This window comes from Streptomyces sp. NPDC040432 (assembly GCF_055595445.1).
In genome coordinates this window covers 292,328-308,572 of the sequence record NZ_JBVIVP010000006.1, presented here as the reverse complement: position 1 = coordinate 308,572, position 16,245 = coordinate 292,328, and the positions used below count along the sequence as shown (strand labels likewise).

The following is a 16,245-nucleotide window of genomic DNA, read 5'->3' as shown; positions in this document are numbered from 1 at the left end:
GACGGATGCGGACCGACGGATGCGGCCCCCCTTCTCCCTTTGGAGCTCCGCCGGCAGGAAAAGGATCGACGGGAGACGCCGACGACCCCGCACGGCGTGCCGCCCACGGGCAACCGACCGTCCACGGGACGTACGACAGTGGGGCCCGCCGTCGGCGGGCCCCACTGTCGTACGCCGGGCCCGGAGCCCGGCGGAGGTTACGCGCCGCTCGCGTCGAGCATGCCCTCGCGCTCCACGATCTTCACGCGCTCGCGGCCCTCGGCCTCACCGAGGGCCTTCTCGGCGGCGTCCAGCCGGTACCAACCCTCCCAGGTGGTGAAACGGACCTGGCGCTCCGTCAGGAAGGTCTCCACCGCGGCCGGTTCGGGCGTGGACGGGGTGAGCAACCGGCCTTCCGCGTGGTCGACCAGCAGGTTGGCGACGGTCTCGTTCGCATCACCCTTGGTGTGGCCGATCAGGCCGATCGGGCCGCGCCGGATCCAGCCGGTCACGTACGTGGAGGCGAGGTGGGCGCCGTTCTCGATGACCCGGCCGCCCTCGTCGGGGACGGTGCCCGACTCCACGTCCCAGGGGAGCTTGGGCAGCTCGTCCGAGAGGTAGCCCACCGCGCGGTACACCGACTGGACGTCCCAGGTGGTGAACTCGCCGGTGCCCTTGACGTTGCCCGTGCCGTCGAGCTCGGTGCGCTCGGTGCGCAGGCCCACGACCTTGCCGTCCTCGCCGACGATCTCGGCGGGGGACTCGAAGAAGTGCAGGAAGAGCTTGTGCGGGCGGTCGCCGATGTCGCGGATCGCCCAGTTCTCCAGGGTCTTGGCGACCATGTCCGCCTGCTTGTTGCCCCGGCGGGTGGTGATCGAGCCCTCGTCGTAGTCGATGTCCTCGGGGTTGACGATGACCTCGATGTTCGGCGAGTGGTCGAGCTCGCGCAGCTCCATCGGGCTGAACTTGGCCTGCGCCGGGCCGCGGCGGCCGAACACGTGCACTTCGAGGGCCTTGTTGGCCTTCAGGCCGTCGTGGACGTTGGCCGGGATCTCGGTGGGCAGCAGTTCGTCGGCGGTCTTCGCGAGGATGCGGGCCACGTCGAGGGCGACGTTGCCGACGCCGAGGACGGCGACCTTCTCGGCGTCCAGCGGCCAGGTGCGCGGGACGTCGGGGTGGCCGTCGTACCAGGAGACGAAGTCGGCGGCGCCGTAGGAGCCGTCGAGCTCGACGCCCGGGATGCTCAGGGCGCGGTCGGCGGTGGCACCGGTGGAGAAGATCACCGCGTCGTAGAACGAGTGCAGTTCGTCGAGCGAGATGTCGTTGGGGTAGTCGACGTTGCCGAACAGGCGGACCTGGGGCTTGTCGAGCACCTGGTGCAGGGCGGTGATGATGCCCTTGATGCGGGGGTGGTCGGGTGCCACTCCGTAGCGGATGAGGCCGAAGGGCGCCGGCATCCGCTCGAAGATGTCGATGGACACGCCGGGAGCGGCAGCCGCCTCGGACTTCAGCAGCGCGTCGGCGGCGTAGATGCCGGCGGGGCCGGCACCGACGATTGCTACCCGCAGGGAGCGAGGCATGACTGGGTTCCCTTCGACCGAAAATCAGACTGATCAAGGCAAACCCTAAACTAAGGCCACCCTAACCCAATACCCGCCCCCGGCTTATGACCCCATAAGCCAAACCTATGACTTACCAAAGCCTGACTTTGGGCTGACGCCCGCCGTCGACGGCGCCCCGGTTCAGAGCACCGCGATGCCCAGGGGACGGTCGCCCGCGGGCAGCCGTCGGGACTCCCCCGTGCCGAGGTCGACGACGGTGATGCCGTTCCAGTACCCGTCGCGGGTGAAGCCGCCGGTCACATAGGCGGTGCTCCCGTCCCGGGAGACGGCCACGTCCTCGTGCGGGCCCCGCAGCGGGTGGATCCGCTCGGTCCCGTCCGGGGACCGGACCGTGAGGGAGGGCCCCCGCCCCCCGGACGCATCGACCGCACCCGTGCCGACCACCAGGAGACGGCCGTCAGAGGTGACCGCGGCCCCGTGCTGGTGGGTGTCGGCCGTCATCGACTCGACCGTGACGCGACCCGTCCGGGGATCGACCACGGCCAGCCGCTCCCCCTCGAAGGGGAGGAGCAGCATCCCGTCCGACGGGCGGACCGCCGTGTAGTGCGGCTTGAGCCAGGACCCGAGGCCGCCCTCGGTGCCGTACGGGGCCACCTCGATCCGGCGCGGCCGCAGCGAGCCCACATCGACGACGGTCACGTCGAAGGAGTCGTGACCGGTGACGTAGACGGCTCCGCCGTCGCCGGAGACGTCCACGTCGAAGGGACGGCGGCCCACCGGGACGGCCGCGGTGACCTCGCCCGCGGCGGTGTCCACAACCTCCATGACGCCGGGACCGCCGGGCACGTTGACCCCCACGTACGCGTGCGCGCCGTCCGGGGACAGTGCGATGCCCATGCCGCCGCCGCGGTACTCGCCGTCGGTGACCGGGCCGGTTTCGGTCCGGTACGGGATCAGCGCGGTCCGGGTGCGGGCGCGGGTGTCGACCACGGCGACGCCCTCGGCGGTGGCCACCCAGGCCCGGCCGTCCGCCCCGACGGCCAGGCCGTACGGGGCCCGGCCCACGGGGACGGAGGCGATCGGGCCGCGCGCGGGGTCCACGAAGGTAACGCTTCCCGCGCCGAAGTCCGCCACGAGGAGGGTGCCCGGCGGCGACGGGGACCCGGCCGGGAGCGGGGCCGTCACCGGGTTCGGCGGGGCCGCGCTGCCGGGGTGGCGGCCCGGGTCCGCACCGGTGCAGCCGCCGAGCAGCAGCGCCGCGGCGAGCGCGGCGAGGACCGTGCGGGGGGTGCGTGCGGGGCGCTTCACCGGCCGGCCCCCGGCTCACGCACCGGATGCGGCCGGGTGGCGGGCGCGGCGGCCGCGGCGAGGAGACGCGCCATGCCGTCGAAGCCGCGCCGGACGGCGTGCTGGTGGGCGGTGACCCCGGCGAGGTCGGCGAGGTCGGGGTCCGCGCCCGCCGTGAGCAGCAGTCGGACGATCTCCTCGTGGCGCGGGCCTCCGTCGCCGAGGATGACCGCCTCCAGCAGGGCGGTCCAGCCGAGCCGGTTGACGTGGTTCACGTCGATGGACGTCTCCGCCAGCAGGGCCCGTACGTAGCCGGTGTGGCCGCGTTCGGCGGCCGGGATGAGGGAGATGCCGCCGAATCGGTTGGGTTGCTTCAGGTCGGGGTCCGCCGTCAGGAGCAGCCGCATCATGCGCACGCTGCCGGTGACCCCGGTGACCAGCCAGGGGCTGTCGGCGCGGGCGTCGGCCGCGTCCGGGTCGGCTCCGGCGGAGAGGAGCGCGCGGGCCGCTTCGAGGTGGTCGCCGATCACGGCGAGGAGCAGCGCGGTGCGTAGCTGGTCGTCCCGCGCGTCCACGGCGGCTCCGGCGGCGAGGGCGGCGCGCAGCGCGGCCGCGTCGCCGCGGGCGGCGGCGTCCAGCAACGTTCGGTCGTGCGGGTTCATGGTGTCCTTCCGGCTCCGGGGCGGGAGGTGCTCGTGTCCGTGCCCCGGTTCCATGCTGGTCCCGCTCCGCCGCCGCGACGGTCCGCCCGGTGGGGACGACCTCCCCGCTCTCCGGTGGACCCCCGGGTCGTCCGATCGGTCGATGCGCCGCCGGGCGGCTCAGGCCTCGTACTCGGTGAGGTCGATGCTGTGCAGGGTGAGCAGCGCGCCGGACTCGGGGTGGTGGAGGGTTCCGTCGTCGGCCATGCCGAGCTTGCGGATCACGTTCTCCGAGTCCTCGTTGCCCGCGCGGTTGACGCAGATCACCCGGTCGAGGCCGCGGTCCTGGAGGGCGAATTCGAGGGTGGCCTGGGCGGCCTCGGAGGCGTAGCCCTGGCCCCAGTAGGAGCGGCCGAGGCGCCAGGTGATCTCGACGGCGGGCATCACCGGGGGCAGGTGTTCGGGAACGGACAGGCCGACGGCCCCGATCAGTTCGCCGGAGGCGAGGAGCTCGACGGCGAAGAGCCCGAAGCCCTCCTCGTCCCACTCGTCCTCCCAGCGCTCGATGGCTTCGGCGGTCGCGTCCAGGTCGAGGGTGGAGCCGTCGTCGATCCAGCGCATCACCTCCGGGTCGGCGTGGATCTCCGAAAGCGGGACGAGGTCGTCGTCGCTCCAGCGGCGGAGGATGAGGCGGGGGGTGCGGATCTCGGTCATGCCCACATCCTGCCGAACGCGGCCGACCAGCGGTAATCGGGTCTTCCATTGCGGCCGTGTTGCGGGTTCGTGGCCATCCGCGGCTGTTCCCCCGAGGGCCCGTGCGGGGTCCTACGGTGCGTGGGAAACCCGTCACGAAGGAGTGTCCCGCCCATGTCCCTCGACGTCTCGGACGAGAGCCGGTACGACCGCACGCGCCTGCGGCAGTGGGCGCGCGGACGCGCCCGCTCCGCCGGAGTGGACCGCCGTCACCTGCTGAAGCTGTTCGCCGCCGGTGCCGCCGCCGCGGGACCGCTCGGACTCGGGGCCGGGGCGGGTACGGCCGGGGCCGCCGAGGCCGCGGGGTCGGCGGCCGGGGCGGCGGCGCCGGGCATCGTCAAGGCCTTGCCGCCCGAGCTGTTCACGGTGCGGGGCACCAACGCCGAGACGAACTTCGCGGCCCTGCGGGGTACCGGGCCGCTCACCCCGATCGACCGCTTCTTCGTCCGCAACCACACCTCCACGCCCCGCCTGGAGGCGCGTGACTGGACCTTGCGGGTGTGGGGCGACGGCCTCGCCGGCGGGCCGGTGGAGTTCTCGTACGAGCGGCTGCGCGCGCTCCCGGCGATCGAGCGGACCCTGTTCATCGAGTGCGCGGGCAACGGCCGCAGCTTCTACACCAGCCAGCAGGGCCGGCAGGTCAGCGGCACGGCTTGGACGCTCGGCGCGATCGGGGTCGCTCACTGGCGGGGCGCGCGGCTGTCCGACGTCCTGCGGCGGGCCGGCATACGCCGGGACGCGATCGACGTCCTGCCGCGCGGGCTGGACGACGAGGTGGTGACGAACGGGGTGAACCTGGGGCGGGTGCGGCGGCCGCTGCCCGTCGCGAAGGCGCTGGACGACGTGATCCTCGCGTACGAGATGAACGGACGGCCGCTGCCCGCGGACCACGGGGCACCCGTGCGCGTCGTCGTGCCGAACTGGATCGGGATCTCCTCGATCAAGTGGGTCGGGGACATCGAAGTCAGCGGTAGCCCGCTCTACACCCCGTGGAACATCGACTTGTACCGGCTGTTCGGGCCGGAACATCCTGCGGAGGGCAGTGCTCCACTGACCCGGCAGACCCTCAAGAGCGCCTTCGAACTGGAACTCGGCGCGAGCGTCCCGGCCCACCGGACGCGGCTGCTGACCGGCCGGTCCTGGTCGGGCGCCGCGCCCGTGCACCGGGTGGACGTGAGCACGGACGGCGGGGTCCGCTGGCAGCGCGCCCGACTGCACGACACCCCGCGCCGGGGCGGCTGGGTCCGCTGGTCGGTGCCGTGGACCCCGCGCGCCGCGGGGCCGACGGCCCTGCTGGCGCGGGCGACGGATGCCACGGGCCGTACGCAGCCGGCGACGGCGGTCCACAACACGCAGGGGTACCTGTTCGACGCGGTGGTGCGCCACCCCGTGACGGTGGTCTGACCGGGCCACGGCACGGTGCCCGGGGCCGGTCCGTGATCCGGTCCCGGGCCGGTGGAGGCGGTCAGGGGCGGTCAGGGCCGGTGGAAGCGGACCTCCGGGGCGTCGGTGGTCGGGCCGTCGAGGAGCGGCCGGGGCCGGCCCTTCAGGTGCTGGTCGAAGAAGGCGCCGACGTACCGCCGGGTCAGCTCGACCGACCGGGCGCCGGTCAGCGGCGCGCCGGGGTCGGGGATGCCCAACTCGTCGCCGAGTTGGGGGAAGTCGGTGAAGGTGAAGTGACCCGAGTCGGCGAAGGTGATCCAGCGCTTCCAGCCGTCGAGCAGGGGCCAGTCCCGGTCCCAGGTGGAGGCCGCGCCGGGTACTTGGTCCGCCTTGCCGATCAGCATGAAGGGCCGGCCGCCGAGCCCGGTGTCGGGTACGGGTGTCGCCAGGCCGCCGTCCAAGTCGACACCGGCGCGGACCCGGCCGTCGGCCGCCATGGCCGCCGCCGCGGAGGCGCCGCCGATGGAGTGGCCGGCCATGGCGATGCGGTGCGGGTCGATCAGCCCGGCGCGGCCCCAGGCCGGGTCGCGTCCGGTGAGCCGGTCCAGCAGGAAGGACACGTCGCGGGCGCGGCCGTCACTGACCGCCCGGTAGCCGGCGTCCCCGCCGGTCCTCTCGCAGGCGAGGCACTCCAGCACACGGCCTCCCGGGAAGGCCGTGCCCGCGCTCTCGTGGGCGTGGTCCACAGCGGCGACTACGTAGCCGCGTGAGGCCAGGTCCTCGGCGAGGGAGGTGAGGGTGGCCCGGTGTACGGAGAATCCCGGCGAGAGGACGATCAGCGGGTACCGGCCGGCCACTGGGCGGGCACCGGACCGGGAGTGCGACGCGGTGTCCGCGAGGGTCCGCGCGGACACCAGCCCGTCCAACCCCCGGTCGACGAGTAGCAGTCGGGCCTCCTCCTCGGTGAGGTAGCGCACCGGTCCGCCGGTGCCGGGCCGGGCCGGGTAGCGCATGGTCACCATCAGTTCGCGCGGTCCGGACCCCGACCAGTGGTCCGCGCGGGAGCGGTCGACGAGGTGGAGGGTGTCCTGGCCCACGGCGAACCGCCCCGTGGGGCTCGGTAGTTCGGGAACCTTCCGCGAGGTCTGGGCGGCGGCGGGCGCGGCGGCCACGGACGACCCGGCGGCGGCCGCGGTGCCGGCGGCGACCGGCAGCAGCGGGAGGACGAGGGTGAGGAGGAGCAGGGAGGCGGCGGTACGGCGGCGTGTCATACGGGCGAACCTATGCCGCGGGTCGGTCGCCGGTCGTCCGCTGCTCGGACGACCGGCGACGGGCCTCAAGTCGTAGGAACCGGACCGGAGATCATCCTTGTTGGGGACATCCTCCCCCGGTTCACCCGACGGTGATCGCGTCGAGTTTCTCGCGCAGGTAGGCGTGCGAGTCCACCGGCGGGTACGCCACCCGCCCGAGCGGGGCGGGCAGGGACTCCACCCGGGTTCCCGCGTCGCACTCGTAGAAGTAGACGAGCGAGACCAGTTCCTCGGCCGGGGCGTGGGCGGGCGGTGGCAGCACCCGGTGGCGGCCCGCCCGCCAGCGGTCCCCGGTCCAGCGGGCCAGCAGATCGCCGATGTTGACGGTCAGCGCCGCCGGGTCGTAGGGAGCGTCCTGCCAGCCGCCCGCGTCGGTGTGGATCTGCAGGCCGCCCGCTCCCGGCTCGCGGTCCAGGACGGTGACCGTCCCGAAGTCGGTGTGCGCCCCGATGCGGAACTGTCCGGGCAACGGCTGCCCGACGGTTTCGGTCCCGGGGTACCAGTTGAGGTTGAACCCCCAGGTGGGATGGCCGGTGTGCCGGGTGAAGTGGTCCGCGGGCAGGTCGAGGGCGGTCGCGAGCAGTTCCAGCAGTTCGTCGCTGAGCTCCCGCATCCGCGCCAGGTACCGGCGCGCCCGCGGTCCGAGTTCCGGGGTCTCGGCGGGCCAGACGTTCGGCCGGAACCACTCGGCGTCCACCGCGGGGTTTCCCGTCGGGTCCTCGGCCGCGCAGGACCAGGACTCCTTCAGGTCGGGCGGGGAAGCGGCACCCTCCGCGTAGCTGTTGGCCTCGGCACCCGGTCCGAGCCAGCCGCGCCCGCCGACGCGGACGGCGTACTGCTGTTTGACGGAGGCGGGCTGTCGGAAGAAGGAGCGGGCCTCCTCCCGGATCCGGGCGGGTAGCGCGGGATCCACGCCGTGGCCGGTGACGAGGAGGAACCCGGCTTCCCTGAGGGCCTCGTCGACACGGGCGGCGATGCGGGCCCGGGTGGCGGCGTCGCCCGCCCGCCACGCTCCGAGATCGATCACGGGGACGGGGGAACCGGTCATGCGGGACCTGCCTTCCGGACGGTGGAGGGGCATCCGGGACGAGCGTAGGGCCGGCCGGGGCCGGCGCGTGGGCGGGCCGGGCCGACGCCCCGGCCGGCGGGTCGGGAGGCCGGGCATCTCGGTCGGCGGGTCGGCGGTCCCCCGGCCGGCGGTCAGTCCGGGAGCTGCTCCCCGCAGCGCGAGCAGTATCGGGCGGCGGACTCGCCGGCGAGGCGCCCGCAGCCGGCGCAGACGCGGTGCAGCAGACAGGCCGTCTCCCCGCCCTCGGGCGCCGGGAGGGCCGCGGGCCGGGGATCGGGCCGGGCGGCGGGTTCGCCCGCGGCGGCGGTGCCGATTCCGAGGCCGGGGCGGCGGGTGTGGACGGTCAGGTACGTCAGCCCCTCCGGTCCGGCGGTCAGCGAGCGACGGGCGTTCCGCGCGAGCCACACCGCGGAGTGGGGCCGCAGGTCGAGCGGGCCGTCCTCGGTGTCCATCCGGCCGCCTCCCTCGACGACGACGAGGAGGACGTCGAGCGCCGGCTCCGCGTGTTCCCCGATGACCGCGCGGGGGCGCAACCGGATGAGGTTCGAGTCGAGGCCGCGCCCGGCGCCGGTCAGCCGCCACAGCGCCCCGGTCGCGTCGACCGGGGCCTCGGCGATCACCGCGTCGAGGTCCGTGAGGACCCCGGCGAGGTGGGGGTGCGTCGTCATGCTGGTCCTTCCCTGCCTGCTGCGCGTGCCCTCGCAGTCATACACGATCACGAGCGGTCGTTCGGGCCCGATCGGTTCATTGTTGCTCCACGGTCCCACCCCCACCACAGGGTTCGTACGCGTGCCCGATAAAGTCGTCGGCGGATCACGTCGGCCCGCCCCGGTACGGAGCGCGAAGTCCGGCAGGCGGTGACCACCGCCGCCGGCCCGTCCGCCCCGCCCTCCCGCCCGCTTCCCGTCCGCCCGCCGCTGTCCCGCACCCGCACCCGCACCCGCACCCGCACCGGAAACCTGCCCCCGTATGAGCCCCAGCACCACCACCGTCACCGCCCGTCCCCCGCACCCCGCCCCGAGTGCGCCGGGCCCGCGCCCCCGCTCCCGGCTGATGGCGGCCAAGGCCCCCGCCCGCCCCAGCGCGGCCGCCGCACTCCACAGCGTGAGCGCGGCGACGACCGTTCTGTTGGCCCTGGTCGGCATCGGCGCCATGATCCACGAGCCGGTCCTGATACCCCCGCTGGCCGCCAGCGCCGCCCTCGTGCACAGTGCGCCCACCCTGCCCCTCGCGCAGCCGCGCGGCGTCGTCGTCGGACACATGGTGGGCGCCGCCGTCGGATACGCGGCCCTCGCGGTGGCGGGCAGCAGTGCCTGGACGGCGGCCGTGGCGGCCGGACTGACCCTGGCGCTGCTCACCGTCGCCCGCACCCCGCACTCACCGGCCGTCGCCACCGCCGTCGTCACCGTGCTCCAGACCCCCGCGCCCGCCCGCTTCGTGCCGCTGCTCCTCGGCTCGACCGTGCTCCTCGTGCTCACCGGGTACGCCGGTTCCCGCATCCGCCGCAAGGCCCCGAGGTACCCCGCCTACTGGTGGTGACCTGCGGGCGCGCCTGCACTGGCCGAGGGGGCCCGGGCGCTACTTCTTGTCCTGGGACGGCGCAGTGGCGGCGGTGGTGGACGAGAGGCGGCACACATGGCGGAGACGACGACGAAGGACGTGTTCGGGGCACCCTGTTGGGTGAACCTCATGGCCCGTGACATGGCCGGCGCACAGCGCTTCTACGGCGCGGTCGTGGGCTGGGAGTTCCGGCCGGCCCGCCTCGGCGGCGAGTTCTCGGTGGCCGTGCTGGACGGGCTGCCGGTGGCGGGCATCGGGGCGCTCGCCTCCGACCTCGGGGTGGCTGTCGCCTGGACCCCGTACTTCGCCGTCGACGACGTCGACGTGGCGGCGAGCCGGATCCGCGAGCGCAGCGGCACCGTCGCCGTCGGCCCGGTCTCCTTCCCCTCGGGCGGGCGGGCCGCGCTCGTCGCCGATCTGGAGGGCGCGGTCTTCGGGATCTGGGACGGTCCCGTCTCCTCCGGTTGGCGCGTCGGCGTGGGCCCGGCGCCCGCCTGGCTCGAACTGCGCACCCGCAACGCGTTCGACGCGGCGCTCTTCTACGGCGAGGTGTTGGAGTGGGCGACCGGTCGCGCGGGCTGCTGCGAGGTCTCGTACGAGCAGGACCAGGTGGTGCTGCGGCAGGGCGGCGAGCCGGTGGCCCGCTTGAACAGCGGGCCCGTGGAGATGGCCGCCTACACCCCGCACACCCGGCCCCGCTGGCACGTGCACTTCCGCGTTCCCGTGCTGGAGCCGGCCGTGGAGGCGGCGGTCTCCCTCGGCGGGCGTGCCGTATCCGAGGTCGCCTCGACGGGCCACGAACGCTCGGTCACCCTGCGCGACCCGGACGGCGCGCTGTTCACGCTGACGACCACCGTTGCATGACGGCGGCCGTCACTCCCCGGCGGTGGCGACGGTGGGTGACCCGGGGCATCACGGCGGTTCGGGGAAGAACGGCAGGTAGTCCTGACCCGGATCCGAGGGGATGACGGCGTAGCTCGCCTCGGGCAGTTCGTTCCACACACCGGGCAGGTCCCCGAGCGGTTCGGACACCACCAGCCGGGAGGCGTCGGACAGGTCGCGCAGGAAGTCGATCTCCGGGTGGAGCTGGCGCACGGTCTCGGCCCTGGCGCTGTAGAACAGCGAGCGGGACCTGCCCTCGCTGGAGTAGCGGAACGCCCAGACGCGTTCCCCGTCGCTGACGGCGACGGTCATCTGGAGCGGATCGGGCACGCCGTGCTCCTTGCCGAGCCGTTCCACGAGGCCGGCCATCCGTGCCACCGCGCCGGGGACGTCCTGGTCGAGGCCGAAGGTGACGGCCAGGTAGAACATCACCTCCGAGTCGGTCGAGCCCTCGATCGACGGGAAGAGCGCGGGGTCGACGGCCATGCACAGGTCCCGTTGGAGGCGCTGGAAGTCGGTGATGGCCCCGTTGTGCATCCACAGCCAGCGTCCGTGCCGGAACGGGTGGCAGTTGGTCTGCTGGATCGCCGATCCGGTGGAGGCCCGGACGTGCGCGAAGAACAGCGACGAACGGACGTGGCCGGCCAGTTCCTGGAGGTTGCGGTTGTTCCAGGCCGGTCCGATGTCACGGAAGACCGCCGGCGTGCCGTCGCCGTCCGGGCTGTACCAGCCGATGCCGAATCCGTCGCCGTTGGTGGACTCCACCCCCATGCGGGCGTGCAGGCTCTGGTTGATGAGGGAGTGCTCGGGGCGGTAGAGAACGGCGTCGAGCAGCATGGGCGAGCCGGAATAGGCAAGCCAGCGACACATGGGCATCATCCCTTTCACAGCCAGTACCGAGCCTAACGCGGCAGCGGTCGCCGGGCCGCGGTGGCCTTGCGACACTGGGCCCGGGAGGAGGTACGCGCATGGACCCGGTGGCGGCGCTGGACCGGATCGCCTTCCTGCTGGAGCGGGCCCAGGCGCCCACGTACCGGGTCAAGGCCTTCCGTACGGCGTCGGCCGCGCTCGTGCGCCTGGGCGGGGCGGAGGTCGCCGAGCGGGCCGCGGCCGGCTCGCTGGAGGCGGTCAGGGGCATCGGCCCGAAGACGGCGCAGGTCGTCGTCGAAGCGCTCGGCGGGGCCGTTCCGCAGTACCTGAGCGCCTTGGAGGACGAGGCGGCCACGCTCCCCGAGGGTCCGCCGCCCTCCCCCGCGGCGGTCGCGCTCCGCGCCGCCCTCCGCGGGGACTGCCACCTGCATTCGGACTGGTCGGACGGGGGCAGCCCGATCGAGGCCATGGGGCGGGCGGCCGGCGCGCTGGGGCACGAGTGGGCGGTGCTCACCGACCATTCGCCCCGACTGACGGTCGCCCGGGGATTGTCGCCTGAGCGGCTGCGCGAGCAACTGCGGGTGGTGGCGGAACTGAACGCGGCGTGGGCGCCGTTCCGGCTGCTCACCGGCATCGAGTGCGACATCCTGGCGGACGGTTCGCTGGACCAGGAGCCGGAGCTGTTGGAGGAGCTCGATCTCGTCGTCGGCTCGGTCCATTCGAAGTTGCGGATGGAGTCGCCCGCGATGACGCGGCGGCTCCTGAAGGCGGTGGGCAACCCGTTGATGGACGTGCTCGGGCACTGCACGGGCCGGCTGGTGACCGGCCGGACGCGCCCGGAGTCCGAATTCGACTCCGACGCCGTCTTCGCTGCGTGCGCGGCGTCCGGGACCGCGGTGGAGATCAACAGCAGGCCGGAACGGTTGGACCCGCCCCGCCGGCTGCTGAGGGAAGCGGTGGCGGCGGGGGTGTTCTTCGCGATCGACACCGACGCACACGCGCCGGGCCAGCTCGACTGGCAGGTACTGGGCTGCGAACGGGCCGCGGAGTGCGGGGTGCCGCCCGAGCGGGTGATCAACACCTGGTCGGCGGAGGACCTCCTCGCCTGGACCGGGACCCGGCGCCCGCCCGCATAGCGGTCCGGGCGGGCGCCCGCGACGACTTGCCGGGACGGGCTCACGGTGGCCCCGCACCGTGCAGCAGGAGCAGCAGGACGTCGGCGCCCGCGACCGCCATCGCGCCCACGAAGGGGATCCGGCCGGGCGCGCGGGCCGTGGTGGCCAGCAGCCCGGCGGTCAGGACGAGCAGGGTCCAGCCGTGGAGGGTGATCCGTCCCGGGGGTCCGGCGACCAGGCACACCGTCGACGCGGCGACCAGCAGGCCGGCCGCCGCGGCCGACCACCGGGCACCGAGCCGTTGCGGCAGGCCGCGGATGCCGGTGGCCAGGTCGTCGGCGATGTCGGGCAGCACGTTGGCGAAGTGCGCCCCCGCGCCCAGCAGGGCGGCCGCGCAGGTCAGCCACGGCGGCGGCCAGGGCGCGCCGGGCAGGCCCAGCGTCACGAAGGCGGGGAGCAGGCCGAAGGCGAGGGCGTACGGGAGCCAGGACGCGGCCGTGGCCTTGAGACGGAGGTTGTACGCCCAGGCGGCCGCCACGCCGACGAGGTGTGCCGCGGCGGCCCCGGGCCCGCAGGCGACGGAGAGCACGACGCAGCCGAGCAGCGCGGCGAGCGCTGCGGCGCTCACCTCGCCGGGCCGTACCCGGCCGACCACCAGGGGTTTGTCGCGGCGGCCGGTGGCCAGATCGCGGCGCAGGTCGGCCCGGTCGTTGCACCAGCCCACCGACAGCTGTCCCGCGGCGACCGCGCCCGCGGTGAGCGCGGAGCCCGCCGCCCCGCGGCCGGAGGCCGCCGCGAGCGCGGCGGCGAACAGGGTCACGGCGGCGGCCGGCAGGGGATGGCAGGCACGCAGCAGCCCGCCCACCACGGCGCCGGGCGCGAACCCGGCCCGGACGGGCGCGGCACGGCCGGGACCGGCGGGTGCGGCAGGGGCGGCACCCTCCGGACCGGAAGGTGCGGCGGGATCGGGGCGGGCGGGATCGGGGCGGGCCGAGTCGACTCGGGCGGGTCGGGCGCGGGCGGACACCGTTTCACGCTACGCCGTGGCGGCACGTCGGGCCCGCACACACCGCGTCATTCGTGATGCGGCGTCAGTTCTTCCCTATGTTGGGCCAATGACACGTGTCCTGGCAGTGAGCAGCGTGTTCCCGCCGCACCTGTACCGGCAGTCGCAGATCACGGAGGCGCTCGCCGGGTTCCTTCCGCCGGGCGCCGACGCCGCGTTGCTGCGCCGGGTCCACGCATCGGTACGGGTGGGCTCCCGCCATCTGGCGCTCCCCCTGGAACGCTACGGCCCGAACCCCTCCTTCGGGGAGACCAACTCCCTCTTCGTCCGGACCGCCCTGGACCTCGGCGCCCGCGCCGTCTCCCGGGCCCTCACCCGGAGCACGCTCGGCGCCGGGGACCTCGATCTGGTCATGTCGACCACCGTGACCGGGCTCGCCACCCCGTCCCTGGAGGCCCGCCTCGCCTCCCGCGTCGGGCTGCGGCCCGACGTCCGGCGGGTGCCGCTCTTCGGGCTCGGCTGCGCGGCGGGCGCCGCCGGCCTGGCGCGGCTGCACGACCACCTGACGGGGCGCCCCGCCGAAGCGGCCCTGCTGCTGTCGACGGAGCTGTGCTCGCTCACCCTCCAGCCGACGGACACCTCGATGGCCAACCTGGTGGCCGGGGCGCTCTTCGGGGACGGGGCCGGGGCCCTGATCGCGGTGGGCCACGAGCATCCCCTGCACGGGACCGGCGGCGGACCGTCGGTGGTCGCCTCACGCAGCCGCCTCTACCCGGGCACCGAGCACCTGCTCGGGTGGGACATCGGCGACTGGGGGTTCCGCATGGTGCTGGGCCGTGAACTGCCCGAGCTGGTCCGGCTGCACGTGGCGGAGGAGATCGAGTCGTTCCTGGCCTGCCACGACCTCAAGCCCGCGGACGTCGACGCCTGGATCTGCCACCCGGGCGGTCCGAAGATCCTCGACGTCCTGAGCGGGGCCCTCGGCCTGCCGGAACGCGCCTTCGCGGCGAGCCGCCGCTCCCTGGCGGCCGTCGGCAACCTGTCCTCCGCGTCCGTGCTCCACATCCTCGGCGACGTGCCGGCCGCCGGGCCGCCCGCACCCGGATCGGTGGGCCTGATGCTGGCCTTCGGGCCGGGCTTCGCCTCCGAACTCGTCCTGCTGCGCTGGTGAGGTACCGATGCCGATGACCCCGTACACCCTGTACCTGATCCTCCTCGCGCTCGTGGCGGCCGAGCGGCTCGCCGAGCTCGTCACCGCCCGTCGCAACGCCGCGTGGAGCCTGGAGCGCGGCGGCCGGGAGTACGGCCGCGGCCACTATCCGGTCATGGTGGCCCTGCACACGGCCCTCTTGCTGGGGTGCGGGGTGGAGCCCTGGTGGGCCGACCGGCCCTTCCTCCCGGTCCTCGGCTGGACGGCCCTCGTGGCCGCCCTCGCCGCGCAGGGATTGCGCTGGTGGTGCGTCACCACGCTCGGCCCGCGCTGGAACACCCGGGTGATCGTGGTGCCGGAGCTGCCACTGGTGGCCTCGGGGCCGTACCGGCTGCTGCGCCACCCCAACTACGTGGCGGTGGTGGTCGAGGGGCTCGCCCTGCCGCTGGTGCACTCGGCGTGGTGGACGGCGGTCGCGTTCACCGCGGCGAACGCCGTGCTCCTGGGGGTGCGGATCCGCTGCGAGGACACGGCGCTCGCCGATTCCCGCACGGGAGCGGCGCTCGTGGGTACGGCCCCGTGATCGACCTGCTCGTCGCGGGCGGTGGTCCGGCCGGGCTGGCGACCGCGATCCATGCCGCGCTCGCCGGGTTGGAGGCCGTCGTCGTCGAGCCGCGCCCCACCCCCGTCGACAAGGCCTGCGGCGAGGGGCTGATGCCGGGCGCCGTGCGCCGCTTCGAGGAACTGGGCGTGAGGGTGGGCGGCCGGGAGTTCCGCGGGGTCGGGTACGTCGACGCCGGGACGGGGCTGCGGGCGCAGGGGCTGTTCCGGTCCGGTCCCGGGCGCGGCACCCGGCGCACCGATCTCCAGGAGGCGCTCGCGGACCGGGCGGCGGCGCTCGGCGTGCGGACCGTGGCGGGGCGCGTCGGCGAGGTCCACCAGGACGGCGACGGGGTCCGGGCGGCCGGGCTCACGGCCCGCTACCTCGTCGCGGCGGACGGTCTGCACTCACCGGTCCGGCGTGCGCTGGGCCTCTCCGCGCCGACCGTCCCGGGCGCGCCGGCCCGCTACGGGCTGCGCCGGCACTACGCCGTGGCGCCGTGGAGCGACCTGGTGGAGGTGCACTGGTCGCGCGGGTCGGAGGCCTACGTGACCCCGCTGGGGCCCGACCGGATCGGCGTGGCCGTGCTGACCTCGGAGCAGGGGCCGTACGACCTCCAGCTGGCCCGTTTCCCGCTGCTGGCCGAACGGTTGGCGGCCGGTCCGGCCGGCCCGGTGCGCGGGGCGGGTCCGCTGCGCCAGGGGGCGCGGACCCGGGTGGCGGGGCGGGTCCTGCTCGTGGGGGACGCCGCAGGGTACGTCGACGCGCTGACCGGTGAGGGGCTCACGCTGGCGGTGACGGCGGCCCGGGAGCTCGTCCGGTGCGTGTGCGCGGGCCGGCCACAGGAGTACGAACGGGCGTGGCGGCGGCTGTCGTTCGGCTACCGCACCCTGACGGGGTCGCTGTTGTGGGCCCGGCGCCGGGCGCCGCTCGCGGGGCGGATCGTCCCGGCGGCGGTCCGGCTGCCCCGGGTGTTCACGGGGGCGGTGAACCTGCTCGCGCGGTGAGCCGGGCGTGTTCGGCGGGGCGGGACGCGGGAGGGCCCCGGGCGCGTCCGAACGCGCCCGGGGCCCGAGG

Annotated in this window: 16 protein-coding genes; 7 read left to right on the top strand and 9 right to left on the bottom strand. The window is 74.7% G+C overall.

The window, feature by feature from the left end:
* Positions 1–197: 197 nt before the first annotated feature.
* The 4 genes from ACZ58N_RS16640 to ACZ58N_RS16625 all read right to left on the bottom strand — a co-directional run bounded on the left by ACZ58N_RS16640 (position 198) and on the right by ACZ58N_RS16625 (position 4,183).
* The gene (locus ACZ58N_RS16640; RefSeq protein WP_471159752.1) at positions 198–1,559 is read right to left on the bottom strand and encodes an FAD-dependent oxidoreductase; all 1,362 of its coding nucleotides are present in this window, start codon (positions 1,557–1,559) and stop codon (positions 198–200) included.
* Positions 1,560–1,721: 162 nt separating this feature from the next.
* Positions 1,722–2,849: a YncE family protein gene (locus tag ACZ58N_RS16635; RefSeq protein ID WP_471159749.1), complete on the bottom strand. Its 1,128-nt coding sequence runs from the start codon at positions 2,847–2,849 to the stop codon at positions 1,722–1,724.
* Complete coding sequence (locus ACZ58N_RS16630; RefSeq protein WP_471159747.1) at positions 2,846–3,490, bottom strand: ankyrin repeat domain-containing protein; 645 nt, start codon at positions 3,488–3,490, stop codon at positions 2,846–2,848. Before ACZ58N_RS16630 ends, ACZ58N_RS16635 begins: the two co-directional genes overlap by 4 nt.
* Before the next feature lie 159 nt (positions 3,491–3,649).
* A complete protein-coding gene (locus ACZ58N_RS16625) occupies positions 3,650–4,183 on the bottom strand; it encodes a GNAT family N-acetyltransferase (RefSeq protein WP_471159744.1) in 534 nt (177 codons plus the stop codon).
* A 153-nt stretch (positions 4,184–4,336) separates the two neighbouring features.
* Here ACZ58N_RS16625 and ACZ58N_RS16620 point away from each other — a divergent pair, with 153 nt between their 5' ends.
* A complete protein-coding gene (locus tag ACZ58N_RS16620; protein WP_471159742.1) occupies positions 4,337–5,626 on the top strand; it encodes a sulfite oxidase in 1,290 nt (429 codons plus the stop codon).
* A gap of 71 nt (positions 5,627–5,697) precedes the next feature.
* Here the strand turns inward: ACZ58N_RS16620 and ACZ58N_RS16615 are convergent, their stop codons facing one another.
* The 3 genes from ACZ58N_RS16615 to ACZ58N_RS16605 all read right to left on the bottom strand — a co-directional run bounded on the left by ACZ58N_RS16615 (position 5,698) and on the right by ACZ58N_RS16605 (position 8,652).
* Positions 5,698–6,876: an alpha/beta hydrolase family protein gene (locus tag ACZ58N_RS16615; RefSeq protein WP_471159740.1), complete on the bottom strand. Its 1,179-nt coding sequence runs from the start codon at positions 6,874–6,876 to the stop codon at positions 5,698–5,700.
* Between the two features lie 121 nt (positions 6,877–6,997).
* Positions 6,998–7,963 (bottom strand): isopenicillin N synthase family dioxygenase, encoded by a 966-nt coding sequence (locus ACZ58N_RS16610; protein ID WP_471159737.1) that lies wholly within the window; start codon positions 7,961–7,963, stop codon positions 6,998–7,000.
* Between the two features lie 152 nt (positions 7,964–8,115).
* On the bottom strand, positions 8,116–8,652 hold the full coding sequence (locus tag ACZ58N_RS16605) for a cupin domain-containing protein (protein WP_471159734.1): 537 nt from the start codon (positions 8,650–8,652) through the stop codon (positions 8,116–8,118).
* Positions 8,653–8,953: 301 nt separating this feature from the next.
* Between ACZ58N_RS16605 and ACZ58N_RS16600 the strand changes: the two genes are divergently transcribed.
* Both ACZ58N_RS16600 and ACZ58N_RS16595 read left to right on the top strand, forming a co-directional pair.
* A complete protein-coding gene (locus ACZ58N_RS16600) occupies positions 8,954–9,523 on the top strand; it encodes an HPP family protein (protein ID WP_471159731.1) in 570 nt (189 codons plus the stop codon).
* 96 nt (positions 9,524–9,619) lie between these two features.
* The gene (locus ACZ58N_RS16595; RefSeq protein ID WP_471159729.1) at positions 9,620–10,408 is read left to right on the top strand and encodes a VOC family protein; all 789 of its coding nucleotides are present in this window, start codon (positions 9,620–9,622) and stop codon (positions 10,406–10,408) included.
* 48 nt (positions 10,409–10,456) lie between these two features.
* Here the strand turns inward: ACZ58N_RS16595 and ACZ58N_RS16590 are convergent, their stop codons facing one another.
* The gene (locus ACZ58N_RS16590) at positions 10,457–11,296 is read right to left on the bottom strand and encodes a class II glutamine amidotransferase (RefSeq protein ID WP_385691140.1); all 840 of its coding nucleotides are present in this window, start codon (positions 11,294–11,296) and stop codon (positions 10,457–10,459) included.
* A gap of 98 nt (positions 11,297–11,394) precedes the next feature.
* Here ACZ58N_RS16590 and ACZ58N_RS16585 point away from each other — a divergent pair, with 98 nt between their 5' ends.
* Entirely contained in the window at positions 11,395–12,432 is a 1,038-nt protein-coding gene (locus ACZ58N_RS16585; protein ID WP_471159725.1) for a PHP domain-containing protein, read from the top strand.
* A 40-nt stretch (positions 12,433–12,472) separates the two neighbouring features.
* On the opposite strand, the gene ACZ58N_RS16580 is transcribed toward ACZ58N_RS16585, so the two are convergent.
* A complete protein-coding gene (locus ACZ58N_RS16580; RefSeq protein WP_471159722.1) occupies positions 12,473–13,438 on the bottom strand; it encodes a UbiA family prenyltransferase in 966 nt (321 codons plus the stop codon).
* Between the two features lie 88 nt (positions 13,439–13,526).
* On the opposite strand from ACZ58N_RS16580, the gene ACZ58N_RS16575 reads away from it, so the two are divergent.
* From ACZ58N_RS16575 to ACZ58N_RS16565, 3 genes are read left to right on the top strand one after another with little or no spacing between them, the layout of a single operon-like run.
* Positions 13,527–14,588 (top strand): type III polyketide synthase, encoded by a 1,062-nt coding sequence (locus ACZ58N_RS16575; RefSeq protein WP_471159719.1) that lies wholly within the window; start codon positions 13,527–13,529, stop codon positions 14,586–14,588.
* A 13-nt stretch (positions 14,589–14,601) separates the two neighbouring features.
* Positions 14,602–15,150 (top strand): isoprenylcysteine carboxyl methyltransferase family protein, encoded by a 549-nt coding sequence (locus tag ACZ58N_RS16570; protein ID WP_471159717.1) that lies wholly within the window; start codon positions 14,602–14,604, stop codon positions 15,148–15,150.
* Positions 15,147–16,175, top strand: coding sequence for an NAD(P)/FAD-dependent oxidoreductase (locus tag ACZ58N_RS16565; protein ID WP_471159714.1), 1,029 nt, complete (start codon positions 15,147–15,149; stop codon positions 16,173–16,175). Before ACZ58N_RS16570 ends, ACZ58N_RS16565 begins: the two co-directional genes overlap by 4 nt.
* Positions 16,176–16,245 lie beyond the last annotated feature (70 nt).

Coding starts and splice junctions, on each gene's coding strand:
- ACZ58N_RS16640 (WP_471159752.1), bottom strand. CDS start 1,559: ATGCCTCGCTCCCTGCGGGTAGCAATCGTCGGTGCCGGCCCCGCCGGC.
- ACZ58N_RS16630 (WP_471159747.1), bottom strand. CDS start 3,490: ATGAACCCGCACGACCGAACGTTGCTGGACGCCGCCGCCCGCGGCGAC.
- ACZ58N_RS16625 (WP_471159744.1), bottom strand. CDS start 4,183: ATGACCGAGATCCGCACCCCCCGCCTCATCCTCCGCCGCTGGAGCGAC.
- ACZ58N_RS16620 (WP_471159742.1), top strand. CDS start 4,337: ATGTCCCTCGACGTCTCGGACGAGAGCCGGTACGACCGCACGCGCCTG.
- ACZ58N_RS16615 (WP_471159740.1), bottom strand. CDS start 6,876: ATGACACGCCGCCGTACCGCCGCCTCCCTGCTCCTCCTCACCCTCGTC.
- ACZ58N_RS16610 (WP_471159737.1), bottom strand. CDS start 7,963: ATGACCGGTTCCCCCGTCCCCGTGATCGATCTCGGAGCGTGGCGGGCG.
- ACZ58N_RS16605 (WP_471159734.1), bottom strand. CDS start 8,652: ATGACGACGCACCCCCACCTCGCCGGGGTCCTCACGGACCTCGACGCG.
- ACZ58N_RS16600 (WP_471159731.1), top strand. CDS start 8,954: ATGAGCCCCAGCACCACCACCGTCACCGCCCGTCCCCCGCACCCCGCC.
- ACZ58N_RS16595 (WP_471159729.1), top strand. CDS start 9,620: ATGGCGGAGACGACGACGAAGGACGTGTTCGGGGCACCCTGTTGGGTG.
- ACZ58N_RS16590 (WP_385691140.1), bottom strand. CDS start 11,296: ATGTGTCGCTGGCTTGCCTATTCCGGCTCGCCCATGCTGCTCGACGCC.
- ACZ58N_RS16585 (WP_471159725.1), top strand. CDS start 11,395: ATGGACCCGGTGGCGGCGCTGGACCGGATCGCCTTCCTGCTGGAGCGG.
- ACZ58N_RS16575 (WP_471159719.1), top strand. CDS start 13,527: ATGACACGTGTCCTGGCAGTGAGCAGCGTGTTCCCGCCGCACCTGTAC.
- ACZ58N_RS16570 (WP_471159717.1), top strand. CDS start 14,602: ATGACCCCGTACACCCTGTACCTGATCCTCCTCGCGCTCGTGGCGGCC.